General features: G+C 34.3%; 14 protein-coding genes and 1 tRNA gene. 6 read left to right on the top strand and 9 right to left on the bottom strand.

The annotated features are described in order from the left end of the window. Nucleotides 1-13 precede the first annotated feature (13 nt). Entirely contained in the window at nt 14-1,483 is a 1,470-nt protein-coding gene (locus GQ589_RS09495) for a glycoside hydrolase family 32 protein (RefSeq protein WP_160425826.1), read from the top strand. A gap of 158 nt (nt 1,484-1,641) precedes the next feature. On the opposite strand, the gene GQ589_RS09490 is transcribed toward GQ589_RS09495, so the two are convergent. Continuing rightward, nucleotides 1,642-2,646 (bottom strand): LacI family DNA-binding transcriptional regulator, encoded by a 1,005-nt coding sequence (locus tag GQ589_RS09490; RefSeq protein ID WP_160411793.1) that lies wholly within the window; start codon nt 2,644-2,646, stop codon nt 1,642-1,644. A gap of 202 nt (nt 2,647-2,848) precedes the next feature. On the opposite strand from GQ589_RS09490, the gene GQ589_RS09485 reads away from it, so the two are divergent. After that, entirely contained in the window at nt 2,849-4,093 is a 1,245-nt protein-coding gene (locus tag GQ589_RS09485) for an oligosaccharide MFS transporter (protein WP_160425824.1), read from the top strand. A 182-nt stretch (nt 4,094-4,275) separates the two neighbouring features. Next, nucleotides 4,276-5,037 carry a serine O-acetyltransferase gene (cysE, locus tag GQ589_RS09480; protein WP_160400742.1) on the top strand — a complete coding sequence of 254 codons (762 nt, stop codon included), beginning with the start codon at nt 4,276-4,278 and terminating at the stop codon, nt 5,035-5,037. A 78-nt stretch (nt 5,038-5,115) separates the two neighbouring features. Here cysE and GQ589_RS09475 read toward each other — a convergent pair whose 3' ends face one another. From GQ589_RS09475 to GQ589_RS09445, 7 genes are all read right to left on the bottom strand, one after another. Next, a complete protein-coding gene (locus GQ589_RS09475; RefSeq protein ID WP_160425823.1) occupies nt 5,116-5,967 on the bottom strand; it encodes a mechanosensitive ion channel domain-containing protein in 852 nt (283 codons plus the stop codon). 59 nt (nt 5,968-6,026) lie between these two features. Continuing rightward, on the bottom strand, nt 6,027-6,620 hold the full coding sequence (slmA, locus tag GQ589_RS09470; RefSeq protein ID WP_160411790.1) for a nucleoid occlusion factor SlmA: 594 nt from the start codon (nt 6,618-6,620) through the stop codon (nt 6,027-6,029). Beyond that, nucleotides 6,617-7,075 (bottom strand): dUTP diphosphatase, encoded by a 459-nt coding sequence (gene dut, locus GQ589_RS09465; protein ID WP_034909576.1) that lies wholly within the window; start codon nt 7,073-7,075, stop codon nt 6,617-6,619. Before dut ends, slmA begins: the two co-directional genes overlap by 4 nt. After that, entirely contained in the window at nt 7,059-8,285 is a 1,227-nt protein-coding gene (gene coaBC, locus GQ589_RS09460; RefSeq protein WP_160411789.1) for a bifunctional phosphopantothenoylcysteine decarboxylase/phosphopantothenate--cysteine ligase CoaBC, read from the bottom strand. Before coaBC ends, dut begins: the two co-directional genes overlap by 17 nt. A gap of 52 nt (nt 8,286-8,337) precedes the next feature. Beyond that, complete coding sequence (recN, locus tag GQ589_RS09455; protein ID WP_160425820.1) at nt 8,338-9,999, bottom strand: DNA repair protein RecN; 1,662 nt, start codon at nt 9,997-9,999, stop codon at nt 8,338-8,340. Between the two features lie 204 nt (nt 10,000-10,203). Beyond that, complete coding sequence (locus tag GQ589_RS09450; protein WP_160425819.1) at nt 10,204-11,571, bottom strand: UvrD-helicase domain-containing protein; 1,368 nt, start codon at nt 11,569-11,571, stop codon at nt 10,204-10,206. Then, complete coding sequence (locus GQ589_RS09445; RefSeq protein ID WP_160425817.1) at nt 11,565-13,262, bottom strand: ATP-dependent endonuclease; 1,698 nt, start codon at nt 13,260-13,262, stop codon at nt 11,565-11,567. The genes GQ589_RS09450 and GQ589_RS09445 overlap by 7 nt, the downstream gene beginning before the upstream one ends. 345 nt (nt 13,263-13,607) lie before the next feature. On the opposite strand from GQ589_RS09445, the gene GQ589_RS09440 reads away from it, so the two are divergent. The 3 genes from GQ589_RS09440 (at nt 13,608) to metF (ending at nt 17,617) form a co-directional block, all read left to right on the top strand. Beyond that, nucleotides 13,608-14,162, top strand: a complete 555-nt coding sequence (locus tag GQ589_RS09440) for a DUF1440 domain-containing protein (protein ID WP_160400650.1) — start codon at nt 13,608-13,610, stop codon at nt 14,160-14,162. A 174-nt stretch (nt 14,163-14,336) separates the two neighbouring features. Beyond that, nucleotides 14,337-16,610, top strand: a complete 2,274-nt coding sequence (gene metE, locus GQ589_RS09435) for a 5-methyltetrahydropteroyltriglutamate--homocysteine S-methyltransferase (RefSeq protein WP_160425815.1) — start codon at nt 14,337-14,339, stop codon at nt 16,608-16,610. Between the two features lie 131 nt (nt 16,611-16,741). Further along, entirely contained in the window at nt 16,742-17,617 is an 876-nt protein-coding gene (gene metF, locus GQ589_RS09430; RefSeq protein WP_160425814.1) for a methylenetetrahydrofolate reductase [NAD(P)H], read from the top strand. 40 nt (nt 17,618-17,657) lie between these two features. Here the strand turns inward: metF and GQ589_RS09425 are convergent. Next, nucleotides 17,658-17,734: transfer RNA gene (locus GQ589_RS09425), tRNA-Met, on the bottom strand. Nucleotides 17,735-18,073 lie beyond the last annotated feature (339 nt).

The raw sequence follows: 18,073 nt of genomic DNA, 5'->3' as shown, positions 1-18,073 counted from the left end.
TAAAGGGGATTTTATGTCTAATGCTATTGATAAAGCTAATCAAGCTGTTGAAAATTTAGAAAAAGAGATGAATAAAGAATACTATCCACATTTTCATTTAGCACCACAAGCGGGATGGATGAATGATCCTAATGGGTTAATCTATTTTAAAGGGCAATATCATGCTTTTTATCAACATCATCCCTATAATGAAAATTGGGGACCTATGCATTGGGGGCATATGGTAAGTGATGATTTGGTAACATGGCGTCGATTACCAATAGCCATTGCACCTGATCAAGAATTTGATAAAAGTGGTTGCTTTTCAGGTTCTGCTGTTGATAACCATGGTGAACTGTGCCTGCTTTATACTGGTCATATTTGGTTAAATGGTGAAGGAAACGATTCTCAAATCAGCCAAACTCAATGCCTTGCAATTAGTAGAGATGGTATTCATTTTGAAAAACAGGGCACAGTGCTTGTTCCTAAAGATGGAATTATGCATTTTCGTGATCCTAAAGTTTGGCAGCAAGACGGTAAATGGTGGATGGTCGTTGGTCAACGAACTCCTGATGATGTGGGTGAGGTCTTACTTTATTGTTCTAATGATTTAAAACATTGGGAATTTGATCAGATTGTTGTCAGTAATATTGATCCTAATGTTTATATGCTTGAATGCCCAGACTTTTTTCCACTTGGTGATAAATGGGTTTTGATGTTTTCACCGCAAGGAATGAAAGCAAAAGGGTATCAATATCGTAATCGTTTTCAGTCAGGTTATATTGTTGGTGATTGGCAACCAGGAAAACCTTTTTCGGTTATTAAACCGTTCCAAGAAATGGATTTTGGACATGATTTTTATGCACCACAATCCTTTCTTGCCGCTGATGGGCGTCGTATTGTTTTTGCTTGGATGGATATGTGGGAATCAGCCATGCCAAGCAAAAAAGATAAATGGGCAGGCATGTTTACTCTTCCACGTGAACTTATTTTAGATCAAAATAATAAAGTCCGAAATCGTCCAATTAAAGAGCTTGAAGCATTACGAGAAAAGCCACAATCGCTAAGTAATATCATCCTAAACAATCAACTTAAAAATACGCATATTCAATCCATTAGCTGTGAACTTAAGATTGAATTTGATTTAACCCAAAGCGATGCCGAGCGGTTTGGATTGCAACTTGCCGCTACTGAAGATGGTAATCAAGCTACATTACTGTTTGTTGATCTGCAATCAAATCGTATTGTGCTTGATAGGAGCTTATCTGGTCTTGAATTACAAGGTTATCGCAGTGTACCGTTACCCGAAACAGATAAATTAACCTTGCACGTTTTTATTGATTCCTCATCAGTCGAAGTATTTGTTAATGAAGATTTATACAGTTTTTCAAGCCGTATTTACCCTAAATTACCGGCAAAGCGTCAAATTAATTTATTTGCTGAAAATGGACAAGCTAAAGTGACTAAATTAGATAGTTGGCAATTAAAGTCTATTTATGCGTAATATTTATTCACTGCCTAATGGCAGTGAATACTGGTTAATAGCTTGTTTGGTTAAGATGTTTTAGTTAGTGGTGACGTTTATATAAAAAATAATGTAAATTTAACCATTATCTAAATGATACAAAAATTTCGAATTAATTTAGTTTTTGCTTGTTTGAATTATAAAGATTTCCTTTCTAAATAAGGTGATGCCACATGTACTATCTCTTTTTGGGTTTGTTTGGTAATTATATGTAAGGCCGCTTGTTTACCAATTTCATAATGGGGAAGTTGGACGGTCGTTAGTGGCGGGTAAAATAGCTCACCAGTACCCACCATATTATCATAACCTAATACAGCGATATCCGATGGAATGTGAAGACCTTGACCAAGTAAAAATTGATAAGCTACAAAAGCAATGCGGTCGTTTCCACAAATTAGCACATCAAAATCAAGTGTTTTATTACAATGTTGTTTCAATATATCAACCGTCATCATATATTCTTGCTTAATATTACTTGGTAAATAAGTTATATGATAACTTTTTAAATCTTTTATGTTTTTTCCTGCATCTTGCCATGCTTGTTCGGCTGCTCTACGTCTAGTACTACCTGCCAAGGTTTTATCTGATAGGTAGATACATAAAGGTTTTTTATAACCTTTTTGAATTACTTGTTGCATAGCATGATATTGACCTAAATAGTCGTCTGGTATATAACAAGGTAATTTTTCAGAATTACTAATACAATTAGCTAATACTAGATTTTTTTTAAGTAATTTTTTAGGTAGATCAACTTTTCGTAACCCCATTGTTGTATAAATAATTCCATCGGGTCTATATGATAATAGCGTGTTAATTGCATGATCGGCGTGTTTATCATCAAACAAATTTACAATAAAAGTATTCCAACCATATTGTTGAGCGGTTTTCTCAATCGCTTGTAGTAATTCAACCGAAAAAGGTGTCATTGCTGTTTCTAAGGCTAGCACCCCAATAGCACGAGGTCCTGAATTATCACCTCTAATTTTTCGAGCTGACAAGTCGGGAACATAATTAAGCTGATCAATGGCTTGCTTGACTCGATTATAAGTTTCTTTGTTTAATTTGCTGGGATCATTTATTGCCCTAGATACTGTCATTAAAGATACTGATGCCAGTTTTGCAACATCCTTTAGTGAAGCCATATATAAATCCTTTTTACTTGCAAATATAGACGATTAACGATTAATAATAACTCGATAAAATGATAACACAATGATAAATGATAAAAAATGTGAGATAAGTAGCAATTATGAGAATTGGTTATGTTTATTCCTTATTAAATATGCTCATAATGTTAACATTAACATGTTAACGTTAAAAGAAACTGAATATAGGGTAATAAATATGAATATAGTGAAAAACAGAAATTATTGGTTCTCATCTGGTTACCTTTTTACATTTTATGCCGCATGGTCGTTGTGGTGGTCTTTTTATGCCATTTGGTTAAAAAGTAAAATTGGCTTATCGGGTGAGCAGTTAGGTATTGTTTATGCGGCCAATTCTGCTGCTGCCATGTTTTTTATGATTTTTTATGGCATTATTCAAGATAAACTACAAACAGGTAAAGCAGTTGTTACTTTTCAAAGTATCGTTATGATACTTATTGGTCCATTTTTAATTTATATATATGAACCTTTATTGCAAAATAATTTTATTTGGGGAGTTTGTATTGGTGCACCAGTTTTAAGTGCCAGCTTTATTTCAGGTAGCGCTTTGATTGACTCTTTTATTGAACGTATTAGCCGATTATTTGGCTTTGAATTTGGTTCTGCTCGTTTTTGGGGATCATTTGGTTATGCTGCTGCAACATTTGTTGCGGGTAAGTTATTTGGTATTGATCCTCATATTAATTTTTGGATGGCGTCGGTTGTTGCGGCTGTCTTTTTTACTATTAATATTGTATTTAAACCAAAACACTATCAAACATTATCGAGTAAAAATAACAATACCATTTTAACAGAAAAAACAACGACCATTCCAACAATGGGCGAAATCTTTTCTTTGTTTGGATTACAAAGATTTTGGTTGTTTGTGTTGTTTGTTATTGGTACCTACAGTTTTTACACTATCTATGATCAGCAATTATTTCCTAATTTTTATACTAGCTTTTTTGACAAACCAGAAGATGGTTATGAAGTTTATGGCTATTTAAATTCTTTCCAAGTCTTTTTAGAAGCAACTTGTATGATTATTGCTCCTTATTTTATTAACAAAATGGGGGCTAAAAAATCGTTATTAGTTGCTGCACTAGTCATGATTTGCCGAATTACATTATCTGCAACATTAGATAATATTTATTTAATTTCGTTAGTAAAACTATTTCATGCGATTGAAATTCCCTTATTTATTTTGGCAATGTTTAAATATATTGTAGGTAATTTTGATGCCCGATTATCTGCTACACTTTACTTAGTCGGTTTTAATATTTCATCAAATCTTGGTGTTATTGTGTTGTCATGGTTGGTGGGTAAATTATTTGATAATACAGGATATGCAACAACATTTTATGTGCTTGCAGGCGTTGTTTTACTTACTTCGATAATAGCAATATTTACTTTAAGTGACGAGAAAAAGGCAAAGCAACAATAGTTTTAAATTAGCACTAATAATTACAAAAATGGGAACATATTGTTTCCATTTTTCTTTTTTATCAATATTAAATAAATACAATTCTTGCTTCTAAGGAAAGTTTGCGAAACAATGTTAGCAATTTTAGTTATTGTGTATAGGGACTTGTAGTGAACGATAAAAAAATAGTTGTAAACCACGAAATGTTATGGCAAACCATTCGGCAAGAAGCCTTTGAATTAGTGGAAAGCGAGCCAATGCTAGCAAGTTATTTCCATGCAACTTTACTTAATCATGAAGATCTGGGTAGTGCTTTAAGCTATATTTTAGCTAATAAACTGGTCTCTCAGGTTATGCCCGCTATTGAAATTCGTGAAATTGCTAGGCAGGCTTATCAAGCAGACGAGACTATTATTCAATCCGCTATATGCGATATCATAGCTGTTTATATTCGTGATCCTGCCACTAATTATTATTCAACCCCTGTTCTTTATTACAAGGGCTTTTTGTCTTTGCAGGCTTATCGAATTGCTCATTGGCTTTGGAAACAAAACCGTAAATCATTGGCCATTTTTTTGCAAAGCCAAATTGCGATAGTATTTGGCGTGGATATTCATCCAGCGGCAAAAATTGGTTGCGGTGTGATGTTTGATCACGCAACGGGGATTGTGATTGGTGAAACGGTCGTAATTGAGAATGATGTTTCTATTTTGCAATCCGTTACATTAGGCGGTACGGGTAAAGAAAACGGCGATCGTCATCCTAAAATTCGAGAAGGGGTAATGATTGGCGCTCACTCAACAATTTTAGGTAATATCGAAATCGGTAAAGGTGCTAAAATTGGGGCGGGTTCTGTTGTGTTAGATCCTGTACCGCAACATACCACCGTTGCAGGTGTGCCAGCCAAAGTGGTGGGTTGCCCTGATTGCGAAAAACCAGCGTTAAATATGGATCAAGATATTTAATTAAGATAAAAAATGCCGTTGATATTTATCGACGGCATTTTAAATAAGTGTCAATTTAATAAGGGATTATTTAATAAATTACGACTTATTGTTAACATTTACATCCATAGTTGGATATGGAATATTGATATTATTTTCCGTTAATCCATTTTTGATATTTTCAAGTAGCTCACCTTTTACTGCTCCGTAGTTTTCATTTAATGTCCAAACTAATACATTAAAATTCATTGAAGAAGCATCTAAAACATCTAATCGAATAGTTGACTCTTTGGTTGTTAATATATTTTTTGTGTTATCAACTGCTTGTTTTAACACTTGGTAAACGGTTTGAATATCAGAATCATATCCAACATTAACCACCAAATCTAAACGTCTTTCAGGCAATCGTGTGTAGTTTACAATATTAGAATTGACGACTTGACTGTTAGGTATCACAACAAGTTCGTTGGTGGATGTGATTATGGATGTTGAAAAAATTTGTATTGAATCAACCACACCTTGCTGGCTATTAATCACAACTGTTTCGCCTACTTTAAATGGGCGGAAAATAATTAAAATAACCCCTGCTGCAAAGTTGGATAGAGAGCCTTGCAATGCCAAACCAACTGCTAATCCTGCCGCACCAATAATAGCGACAATCGATGCGGTTTGTACACCTAATTGGCCTAAAACTGCCACCAATGTCATAACAAGGATGGCATAATACGATAAGGCACTGACAAATTTAACCACAGTCGGGTCAACATGGCGGTTTGATAATATGCGTTTTAATTGGTTGCTAATAAACCGAGCGATAGCTCTACCAATAATCAAAATAAGAATAGCAAAGCAAAAATGGGCAATATAACTAAATACAACCCCATCATATCTTTTGATAAAATAAATGATATGATTTAAAAAGAGTTCAAAATTTGTATTATTATTACTCATAATATTATCCTCAGTAATCGGTAACTGATATTTCTGTCAACGTGTTTTATCGACATGAACTAAATCAGTTGTTTAGCTAATAAAGCCCAACGTGTATCAAAATCAGTTGTTGGTAGATGTTTAAAACCTGAACGAGAATAACGCGCCATCATACCTTCGCAAAAAGCCAATAATTGGCTAGATAAAATACGCTCATCAGTACTGAACGCAACGCCTTCACGAATTTTACGCTCACGTAAGACTTGCTTAATTTGTGTTTCAATCCGTTCAAATAGTTGGCTAATGCGTTCTTGTAATTGATCTTGTTCAAACATTAATGCGTGCCCAGTCATAATTCGAGTTAATCCTGGGTTTTTTTCAGAAAAGCCTAATATCAAAGCAAGAATAAGTTGTAAGCGAGTATATGTTTTTGGCTCATCTTGCATAATGACATTAATTCGAGACAACAAGATATCTTCAATATAGACAATTAAGCTTTCAAACATTTTGGTTTTGCTAGGAAAATGTCGATAAAGCGCTGCCTCAGAAACCCCAACCGTTGCCGCTAATTTAGCTGTCGTAATGCGTTGTGTACCTTCATTGGATTCAAGCATTTTGGCTAATGCCTGTAATATGTCTTCTTTCCGATTTTTATTTTTGTTTGTCACAATCATTTTTTACCCGAATGCCCAAATCCACCTTCACCTCGTGCTGACTCAACAAATTCATCAACAATGTTAAATTCAGCTTGTACAACCGGAACAATGATTAGTTGGGCAATTCGATCGCCTGCTTCAATCACAAAAGGGGTTTGACTTCGGTTCCAAACTGGAACAAATAATTGACCTTGATAATCCGAATCAATCAAACCAACCAAATTACCAAGCACAATACCATTTTTTGAACCAAGTCCTGAACGCGGTAATACCAATGCCGCTAAACTAGGATCGGCAATGTGCATTGATAAACCTGTTGGCGTTAAGATGGTTTCGCCTGGTTTGATTTCGGTTGTTTTATCAAACATTGCGCGCAAATCAATCCCTGCTGATCCTTCAGTTGCATAAGTAGGTAGCGGGAATTCATTTCCTAAACGTTTGTCTAATACTTTTATATCAATTTTTCTTTTCATCGTGACTCGCTTTATATCGTTTTATAACTGCTTCAAGTAATTGTGTTGCTAATTGTTGTTTGTTGCTTAATGGTAACGTTTGCTCACCATTTTGCCAATATAGCGTTAATGCATTTTGATCAGAATTAAAGCCGATGCTTTTGTCTGATACATCATTAGCGCAAATTAAATCTAGATTTTTCGTCGTTAATTTTTTTAGTGCATAAGCTTTAACATCATTGGTTTCAGCAGCAAACCCTACGACAAAAGGACGATGTGTTTTTAATGCGGCAACACTTGCAACAATGTCGGGATTTTTTACTAGTTCAATCACAAGTTCATCGTTATCGCCCGTTTTTTTGATTTTTTGCGTCGCAATTGTTTTAGCATGATAGTCAGCAACGGCGGCACAAGAAATAAAAATCGTCGATTTTTGGGCATGCTCCAATGCTTGGTCATACATCTGCCTAGCGCTTTTAACATCAATTCGGTTAACATTATTTGGTGTATCTAAATGAACCGGCCCACTGATTAAGGTGACCGTTGCACCCATTTGCGCCGCAGCATTTGCAATTGCAAAACCCATTTTACCCGAACTGTAATTACTAATATAACGGACAGGATCGATTTCTTCAATTGTTGGCCCTGCAGTAATCGTTATCGATATACCTGAAAGTACCGCAGTGGTTGAAAAATACTGTTTAATATTTTCAACGATTGTTTCAGGCTCTAACATTCTCCCCGGCCCAATATCACCACAGGCTTGAAAGCCACTGTCAGGCCCTAAAATTAAGGTGTTTCTTGATGCTAATACTGATAAGTTATGTTGCGTCGCCGCCGCTTTATACATTTGTTGATTCATTGCTGGTGCAATAACAACTGGCGACGGTGTTGCTAAGCAAACTGTTGATAATAAATCATCGGCAATGCCGTTAGCTATTTTGGCAATAATATTGGCTGTAGCTGGGGCAATAAGGACTAAATCGGCCCATTTGGCCAGTTCAATATGACTCATAGACAGCTCGGCAGATGGATCAAATAAATCACTCGATACCGAATTGCCCGAAACCGCTTGTAATGTCATTTTAGTAACAAAATGGCTAGCTGAATCGGTCAAAACAACACGCACTTGTGCGCCACATTTTTTTAAATGACGAACCAGATCAGGGCATTTATAAGCAGCAATGCCGCCAGTAATTCCTAATAAGATACGTTTACCTGTTAGACTCATAAGCCAGCTTCCTTCCTACCTAAAATGAAAGCGTTATATTACCACAATTCGGTTAGATAATAAGTAGCTCTTTCGCATTGGCTAATGTTGCATCAGTAATTTTGTCGCCCCCTAATAACCGAGCAAGTTCGTTTAAACGACCTGTATTATCTAGCTTTTGCATATCGGTTGATGTCTGCTTGCCGTTGGTTTGTTTGCTAACAAAATAGTGCTGATTTGCTTGTCCTGCAACTTGTGGTAAGTGGGTTACTGTAATCACTTGCGTTGATTCACCAAGTTGCCTTAATAGCTGACCGACCTTAGCGGCTGTTGGTCCACTAATACCAACATCAATTTCATCAAAAATTAAAGCTGGCGTATCCATTTTTTGAGCTGTTAACACCTGAATTGCCAAAGCAATACGCGACAGCTCACCACCTGAAGCCACTTTTGCAAGTGGTTGTGCGCTTTGCCCTGCATTGGTGCTGACTAAAAATGTTACCTGATCGGCGCCGTCTTCGTTTAATCGATTGTCATCAAAAGCAACATCAATACTAAATTGACCATTCGGCATGGATAAGTCGTGCATGATAGTGGTCACTTTTTTGGCTAGTGTTTTACTTATTGTTAATCTTTTTTGATGTAATTTTGTGGCAATTTCAACAGCAGTTTGATGGTATTTAGTAATATCATTTTTAAGTTGTTCACTTTGCTCATCTTGCTGATTGATCTGTTTAAATTCAGCTAACAAGGTTTGATGCAAATTTGGCAATTCTTCGGGTGAGACATGATGTTTACGCGCCAAAGCAATCTGTTTAGATAACCGCTGTTCAAGTTGCATAACTCGAGCAGGATCAAGCTCTAAACGTTCACTATAGTGACGAAGCTCATCGCTTGCTTCTTTAATTTGGATCGATGCGTCTTCCAACATGTTATAAACATTATTTAACGTAGGATCGAGCGAGGTTAGTTCTTGAACACTATTTTTTACACTGTTTAGCGAATTGCTGATGTTATAGTCGTCTGCCTCGTCTAACAACATAACAGATTTCTGACTTAAATTAATTAGCTGTTCACTGTTAGATAACCGTTTGTATTCTTCATCAATTTGTTGATATTCTCCCTCAATGGGCGAAAACTCATTGAGTTCTTTCAATTGATATTGTAAAAGCTGCATATGCGCATCACGCTCTTGCCGTGTTGTTTCATATTGCTGATAAGCCCGTGTTGCCTCTTTCCATTGCTTATAGGCTTGATGCATTTGGGCCAGTAGTGTTGGTTCATTCATATAATGATTTAACAACAACTGCTGATAATCACTGCGTAACAGGCGCTGATGTTCATGTTGCCCATGAATCTGAATCAACATTTGCCCCAAATCTTTTAATTGCGAAATAGGAACAGCACGGCCATTAATAAACGCTTTAGAGCGACCATCTTGATTAATTACTCGTCGCAAAATACACTCATTGCCCTCATCAAGTTGATTTTCGCGTAACCATGCAAAAGCCGCTGGTGTATCATCAAGCACAAAACTTGCAGAAATATCAACACGATCAGCGCCATGTCGAATAGATGAAGCATCAGAACGATTTCCTAAACATAATCCCAATGCATCAATAGCAATCGACTTCCCTGCGCCCGTTTCACCCGTAATCGCCGTCATCCCCAAAGAAAAATCCACAAGCAACCGATCGACGATAGCAAAATTATTAATAGTTAGTTGAGTTATCATAATAAATTAATAAATAAGGCTAGTTGTAATATTAGCAGTATAGCAGTAAAAATACTGTAAATAAATACAGGGTTGGTTTTTTTGTTTTTTGGGAGGGGGCGAGGATATATATAGGTATAAAGTGATTTTGTCATATCAATATTGACAATAAGGATTGTTTGTAACACCAAAAGAAAAATTTACACACAGTTTTAGCTAAGAATGTTAATAGGGTACAAAACCTAATTTTTCAAGTTCAATTTTCATTGCATCGATGTTTTCTTTTTCTAATAATTCATGATCAATAACAATTATGAGTTCTTGTTTAGCTCGAGTTAAGGCTACATAAACTTGCTTCCACACCTTATTGAATTTATTTTTTTGTGGCAAATTATTTTGTATTAAATAATTATAGATATTTAGAGAAAGGATAATGACACATGAATCCGAATCTAGTCCTTTTATAGAATCTATACTAGATATATTAAATATGTTTTTAGGATTTTTGCTAAATTGAGAAGAAAATTCTGCATATTCAGCTTCTTTCAGACGAAAGGAATATTTTGCTTGTAAATCTTGAATAGCTTTTTCTATATTTGATTGTTGTATTTCTTCGAGAAAATCAATATGAGCTGCTTTTACTAATAAGTTTTTGTCTAATTTAGAGGGATAAGCTTTAATTTTTTCTTCAATAAAATCAGGAAATGTTACTTTTATATGCTTACTAGTTGAGTATCTACCCTGTTTTTTATCAATACAAACTATATGCTTTTTAATATATTCATGAATGATCTTGATAAATTGTGGATGTGTTGATTCTAAATATTTCAAAATTCCTTTATTTTGATTTATTGAGTTTTGTTTTTGATTGGGATAACAAAAACGATTAGAAATAGCTAATATTTCTGATGGAACTCGCCGAGTTACATTATTTATAGGATGCAATATTACATAGGTTTCAGATTCAACTTTCCTAATAAAATCAATTAAAGCATTGCTATACTTAATTGCTTGTTTAGGATCTCCTATCATATACACATCAGAACATTTTTTAGCTATAATATTAAACGTTTCTAGTCCGTCACTATCAAGGTCTTGTACTTCATCAATAAAAATCTTTGCAATTTTTGCTTGTAATAGATCAAGTATGAACCTGACCTTCGCTTTCTTTTCTTTGTTACTATGTTTTCTATTATTTTCGTCAATGATTTGTTTAGAAATATTGTATATTTTTTCAGAATGAATAATATTTTTTAATTTTAGTCTTTTGATTTTCTGTCCTTTATAACTATTTTTTTCATCCTTAAGTGAGATTGTTGAACAATTATTATATTTATCCCCTAAAATATAAAATGAAAATGGATAAATAATTTTATTAAGTAAAAAACTATGGACTGTTTCGATCACTACATTGTTCGGAATATATCCTAATGATTTTAATATCTCGGAATAGATTTTTTCTGTTGCTGAGTTGGTATAGGTTAACGCAAAAATTACCTTATGGTCATTTATAGTATTAATGTGTTTAATTATTGTTTGCGCTAACTCGTGTGTTTTACCTGCTCCAGCTCCAGCTATTTGAATTTCTAACATGATATTTTCCTTATCACTTCGTCAATATGAGTAGGCAGGCTTAATTCTATTTCGTTTTTAAGTAAAGTATCACAAATTAGGAGCATACCTTCAGCTTTATCTGATTTAAGGTGCTTTGACATTTCGTCCTGATTAAAATTTTTTTTAAATAGTTTATTTAAACTCTTAAGATTATTATTTGTAGCAACAAAATCATCTTCAAGTGTATATTTTGTTGTTGTTCTTACTGTGATATTTTCATTTTTGATATCATATTGTTGATGCTCATTTTTTGCATTATGTTGATTATCAAAATCTCTTATAATCCCAATTTTTTTCTTATTATTTTCTTTATTAAGAATTAACCATACATCTAAAAATGTTTTAAAACCCTTTTGATTAATCGAAATGACTTCTATGTTATTTAGCCTCGAACAATTTCTAGTTAAAAATGCATTTATTAGCATCTCCTCAGTAGTTCCCTCAACTAAAATAACTTTATTAGCAAAAAGCAATTTAAGAATATCGAAATTAGGGCGTTTTCTAAGATAGTTTAATAATTCTTGAGATGTATTAGATAAATTAATAGCTTTTTCACCAGTCAAAACAAGGACGTTTGATAGTTTTAATTTATTAATCACAGTAGGACTATGCGTGGATATGATTGTTTGTAATAAAGAGTTACTATTATTGACACTTTTATGGATAAAATCAGTAACAAGTTTTAGGTTGTTAACACTTAAATGCGCTTCAGGCTCTTCAATACAACATAAATTGAAAGTAGATTTATTTATCTTATAATAAGCAAATAGAATGAAAATATAGATTAAATTTCTCTGTCCTAAACCTCTTTGATAAAGAAACTCTTCCCCATATCTCAATGTTATATTAGATAAAATATTTTTTAAATTAGGTAGGTTTGGAATACACTCCAATTGTTTTAGATGGTCTGTAATATTTTCGAATTCTTCATTTATTTGAATAATTTTTTCAAATGTTTTAGTTCTCTCAATCTCAGAGAAAAAATTTATATAAGCTTGATTAATTATATTTTTTTCTGTTTCATTTAAATTGTTAATTAGTAATCTCGTGAGTATGCTATTGGATTTCATTGTGCTACTATCTGAGAAATTATCACGTTCGGCATTAATATGATTAATTTTAATATTTTTTAGTTCATTAAAACTGATTAGCTTTTCATTATTTACTGACACTATTTGATAATCATAAAATTCTATAGGTAGAGTAAAACAGTTTATATCTTCTATTTTTGAATCTTTTAATAAAGAACGTACAGTATTTAAGAATTCTTTATTATCTTTGGGTTTAAAATCATATCGAATTTTAAAACAATCCTCATCCTCATCTTTTATTAACCAATTAAATAAAATAGCTTTCTCATAGCTATTTTTTGGTTCTACAAACTGGAGCGTTATTGTAACTTTTGGTATCTTATTGAGTTGTTCCTCTTCAGGTTCTCTATTTATTATTGAACGGTAAAACTCTTTTATACTTTCTCTATTAATATCAGATACATTCAGTTTTTTCTGATTGTAGGCAATGCTGTTGCTTGCTAAGGGTAAGGATAAAGCAGAAAAAAAATTTGATTTACCTGTACAGTTTTCACCAACAACAACAGTTAATTTTTGTAAAATAGCTTCAAAATTTCTAAAATTCCTATAATTATTAATTTTTACTTTTTTGATGTACATATTTTATAAATACCCTTACCGTGTTTAGTATCTGTGTAAGTATATTATAATAATGGTATGATACAAATGATAAAAATTGTTAATTTACAAAGATATCAACTGGAGTTATTTACCTTCAACAATCATTTTCACTTCGCTTATTTACAATAACAGCTCAATAACCAAACAAACCCTTATGTTACTAGTGGAAAAATAAACCTATCATATTGTAAAAAACATCCATAATCCCACACCATTTAACTAAACTTATATAATTACCACCAACCCCACTTATTCCTCTTTTATCCCAAATTACACAGGAGTATAATCTGAACACATATCTATCATAACAACGGGAACCTAAATATGTTTGGAAATAAAACAAATCGTCAAGTTATCATTTGGACAACAATCATTGGCGGATTTTTCAGTTCATTAGTAAAATGGGGTTCAGAAGTTAATATGCCTCCACGAGTACCGGGTGAAATTTCACCGCCAGCGGCACATATTGATGCATGGCTGGGTTGGCTTGGGATTGATTCTCATTCGCTCGATTACCTTTATCAAGGTGCAAGTGTTTTAGGTGCGGTGACGCTTTACCACTGGTTATTCAGTTTTGCTTTTGCCTTTGTTTATGTGGCTGGTGCATATTATTGGAATAAAATCCGCCTATGGTATGGGGCATTTTATGGCATCATTATTACGGTTGTGATGCATGGCTTTTTAATCCCATTGCTTGGTTTTCGTCACCCTGCTTATGATGCCGAAGGCACAGTTGGTTGGTTATGGAATTTAAATGGTTATGAGCTTTGGAGCGAAATTTTAGGTCATATTTATTGGGGAGCATCGATCGAAGTCTGTATGATTGCGGTACTTGCCCACTTTTCAAGACCTATTCATGGTGAATGGCGTCAAAAATGATTTAAAGTTATAGAATTAATAATAAATCCTACTATTTAACGATAGTGGGATTTATTATTTTATTTGGTATAAAAAAAAACTATATCAACCAATAAAAAACAAGAATTATTCAATATCTATTTTTTTTGTTATCTTCTTTATCACTAAAGAAAAACGATAAAAAGGAAATAAAAAATGAATACTGCTGTTATTGGATACCCTCGAGTTGGTAAACTTCGTGAACTGAAATTTGCAACAGAAGCCTATTTTAAAGGCAATAAAACACAAACCGAATTATTAAACGAAGCTAAAGCGTTACGAGCTGAACATTTACAACAACAAGCATCACAAAAAATCGCGTTTATTTCATCTAATGATTTTTCATTTTATGATGCGGTATTAGATACAGCATGTTTACTTAATGTCATTCCACAACGTTATCAAGATCTGGGTTTGCCTGAACTTGACCGCTATTTTGCTATGGCACGTGGTTATCAAGGCGAAAAAGGCGATGTTCGTGCACTTGCAATGAAAAAATGGTTCAACACTAATTACCACTATTTAGTGCCTGAGATTGAAGATTCAGTACAAATCAAATTAGCGGGCTCTAAACCATTTGATGAATATCAAGAAGCCAAAGCACTTGGCATTCAAACCAAACCTGTTGTGGTTGGGCCATTAACATTTTTTAAATTAGCGCAGTATTTAGGTAAAAAACAGCTTGGTGATTTTAAAGCCGATATTATTAAAGCTTATCAAGACATCATCCAAAAATTTACCGCACTGGGTGCTGAGTGGATCCAAATTGACGAGCCAATTTTAGTGACGGATCTAAATAAAGACGATATCGCTTTATTTACGGAGCTTTATCAAGCCATTTTATCGGTAAAAGGACAAACTAAGATTGTTTTACAAACTTATTTTGGTGATGTGCGTGATTGTTATAAAGAACTTATCGCATTACCTTTTGATGGTATTGGACTTGATTTTGTTGAAGGTAAACAGTCATTAACTTTGCTTGAAAATAATGGTTTCCCTGCTGATAAAGTGTTATTTGCTGGTGTGGTTAATGGCAAAAATATTTGGAAAAACAATTACCAAAAAACCTTAGCATTGCTAAGCAAAATCAAACAAAAAACCACAAATATTGTGATCAATACTTCATGCTCATTATTGCATGTGCCTTATACTTTACAAAATGAGACCAAATTAACCATTCAACAACGTGCTTATTTTGCTTTTGCTCAAGAAAAGCTACAAGAACTTGCTGAACTCGGTCAGTTATTTAAAGAAGCAAACGCTGAAAATAATGCCACTTATAAAGCTAACCAAACATTATTTACTCGTGAACGCGAAGGCGCAAACCAAGCGGTACGCCAAAAAGTGGCCGCGTTAAAAGATTCAGACTTTACTCGTTTACCTGAATTTTCCGTGCGTGAAGCAGCGCAGAAAAAGGCCTTTAATTTACCACTATTACCAACCACTACGATTGGATCATTCCCACAAACGCCTGACGTACGTTTAAATCGTGCTAAATTCAAAAAAGGCGAAATTTGCTTAAATGAATATACTGAATTTAATAAACAAAAAATTGCGCAGTGTATTAAATTACAAGAAGAAATTGGTATTGATGTATTAGTTCATGGTGAATTTGAACGTAATGACATGGTCGAATATTTTGGCGAAAGCTTAAATGGCTTTGTCTTTACCGAAAAAGCTTGGGTACAATCTTATGGCACACGTTGCGTTAAGCCGCCGATTGTTTGGGGTGATATTTCACGCTCTAAACCGATTACCGTTGAATATTCAAAATATGCACAAAGTCTGACTGATAAACCCGTAAAAGGCATGTTAACAGGTCCTGTGACTATTCTAAATTGGTCATTCCCACGGGAAGATATTTCACAAAAAGAATCAGTATTCCAAATTGGATTGGCTATTGGTGACGAAGTGTTAGATCTTGAAGCCGCAGGCATTAAAGTTATTCAAATTGACGAAGCCGCATTGAAAGAAAAACTACCACTGCGTAAAGCCGACTGGAACAGTGAATACCTTGATTGGGCGATCCCTGCATTTAGATTAGTACACAGCAAAGTACAAGCTGATACGCAAATTCACACCCATATGTGTTATAGCGAATTTGCTGACATTATTAAAGATATTGATGCAATGGACGCCGATGTTATTTCGTTCGAGGCTTCTCGCTCTAATTTACAGTTGATTGACGTACTAAATGCAAACAACTTTAAAACCGAAGTGGGGCCAGGGGTTTACGACATCCATTCACCACGCGTACCACCCGTAACCGAAATCAAAGCAACGATTGAAAAGTTACTGGCGAAGATTGATAACCAAAAATTATGGATCAATCCAGACTGTGGCTTAAAAACGCGTGGCGAAAAAGAAGTCGTTGAAAGCTTGCAACACCTTGTTCAAGCCACTTTAGAAGTTAGAAAAACACTGAATTAGGCACTGTTCTTACAAAGTTATTATGTTTTTTTAAGACATTGAACTTTGCCTAACTTTACACTTCCGCCGCCTATTTTGGCGGCGGAAACGTCAATAAGGGAAATAAGCGACCTAACGAATGGATAAGATAAATGAAAACAAATCTATTATTTAATAAAAAAACCGTGTTCTCTTTTGAAGTTTTTCCGCCTAAAAAAACCTCGCCGTTAGAGACAATTTATAGCACCTTACGGGAACTTGGCTACTTCAAACCCGACTTTATCAGTGTCACTTATGGTGCTGGTGGTAGCTTAAATGGACAAACCACCATTGATATTGCCCATTCGCTAAAACACACTTATGGCATTGAAAGCGTTGCTCATTTGCCGGGGATTAATTTTGATAAAGCCGAAATGCAAAAAATTCTACATGACCTTAAATGTGCAGGAATTGATAATGTGCTTGCGTTACGTGGTGATATCAGCCCTAACGTGCAACCTAAAGATGACTTTCGCTTTGCCAGCGAACTGGTAACATTTATTAAAGAAAACGGTGATTTTAACGTGATTGGCGCATGTTACCCAGAAGGACACCTTGAAGCCTCAACCCTAAAACAAGATCTAATCCACTTAAAAGAAAAGGTCAATGCAGGTACTGATCAACTTATTTCACAGCTATTTTTTGATAATGACTATTTTTATTCTTTTTTAGATAAAGCTTACGATATGGGCATTAAGATACCTATTGAAGCAGGCATTATGCCAGTAACCAATAAAAATCAAATCGAGCGCATGGTATCGATGTGTGGGGTGAATTTACCTAAAAAATTCAAACAAATGATGGCAAAATACGAACACCACCCAGAAGCATTTCGTGATGCTGGTATTGCTTATGCAATTGATCAGATTGTTGATTTAGTTTCACAAAATGTCGATGGCATTCATTTATACACTATGAACAATAGCTACATAGCAAGACGCATTAGCGAAGCAGTATCAACATTGCTGGCGGTGCCAAAATCGGAATAGTGAATATAAAAACAGGAAAATATAAAGAATGATTTAGAATTGGTTGCGGGGGCTGGATTTGAACCAACGACCTTCGGGTTATGAGCCCGACGAGCTACCAAGCTGCTCCACCCCGCGTCAAAGAGGTGACCATATTATAGTAATTAAATAATAAAGCAATACCTATTTAATTTAAACGCCATATTTTTAAACATTATTGATTGAATATAGATTGTTTTATTACATAAGCACAAAGTCACATAAAATTTTTTAACACTAACTTTAGTTTTTTACTTACGCCAAAGATAGCTCAAATCTAACTACACTAAAAATAGAAATAATCATATAACCATATGATTTTAAATAAAAAACCTGGATTACACCATGAAGTACAATTTGTCTTAACTCCTTCGAATAAAAGGAGGCAGGGCTTTTAAACTTATGCCGTTTTCTTGGGCGTGAGTTTAATAAATATTG

Origin of the sequence: Gilliamella sp. Pas-s27 (genome assembly GCF_009795865.1) — a bacterium.
Taxonomy (GTDB): Bacteria; Pseudomonadota; Gammaproteobacteria; order Enterobacterales; family Orbaceae; genus Gilliamella.
Note: the sequence above shows the minus strand (reverse complement) of the source record. Positions and strands in the feature narration are given on the sequence as shown.

What these genes read in the sequence shown, in the direction of transcription:
- GQ589_RS09445 (WP_160425817.1), bottom strand. Translation starts at nt 13,262, where the DNA reads ATGTACATCAAAAAAGTAAAAATTAATAATTATAGGAATTTTAGAAAT.
- metF (WP_160425814.1), top strand. Translation starts at nt 16,742, where the DNA reads ATGAAAACAAATCTATTATTTAATAAAAAAACCGTGTTCTCTTTTGAA.
- GQ589_RS09450 (WP_160425819.1), bottom strand. Translation starts at nt 11,571, where the DNA reads ATGTTAGAAATTCAAATAGCTGGAGCTGGAGCAGGTAAAACACACGAG.
- GQ589_RS09490 (WP_160411793.1), bottom strand. Translation starts at nt 2,646, where the DNA reads ATGGCTTCACTAAAGGATGTTGCAAAACTGGCATCAGTATCTTTAATG.
- GQ589_RS09475 (WP_160425823.1), bottom strand. Translation starts at nt 5,967, where the DNA reads ATGAGTAATAATAATACAAATTTTGAACTCTTTTTAAATCATATCATT.
- metE (WP_160425815.1), top strand. Translation starts at nt 14,337, where the DNA reads ATGAATACTGCTGTTATTGGATACCCTCGAGTTGGTAAACTTCGTGAA.
- GQ589_RS09485 (WP_160425824.1), top strand. Translation starts at nt 2,849, where the DNA reads ATGAATATAGTGAAAAACAGAAATTATTGGTTCTCATCTGGTTACCTT.
- GQ589_RS09495 (WP_160425826.1), top strand. Translation starts at nt 14, where the DNA reads ATGTCTAATGCTATTGATAAAGCTAATCAAGCTGTTGAAAATTTAGAA.
- recN (WP_160425820.1), bottom strand. Translation starts at nt 9,999, where the DNA reads ATGATAACTCAACTAACTATTAATAATTTTGCTATCGTCGATCGGTTG.
- dut (WP_034909576.1), bottom strand. Translation starts at nt 7,075, where the DNA reads ATGAAAAGAAAAATTGATATAAAAGTATTAGACAAACGTTTAGGAAAT.
- slmA (WP_160411790.1), bottom strand. Translation starts at nt 6,620, where the DNA reads ATGATTGTGACAAACAAAAATAAAAATCGGAAAGAAGACATATTACAG.
- cysE (WP_160400742.1), top strand. Translation starts at nt 4,276, where the DNA reads ATGTTATGGCAAACCATTCGGCAAGAAGCCTTTGAATTAGTGGAAAGC.
- coaBC (WP_160411789.1), bottom strand. Translation starts at nt 8,285, where the DNA reads ATGAGTCTAACAGGTAAACGTATCTTATTAGGAATTACTGGCGGCATT.
- GQ589_RS09440 (WP_160400650.1), top strand. Translation starts at nt 13,608, where the DNA reads ATGTTTGGAAATAAAACAAATCGTCAAGTTATCATTTGGACAACAATC.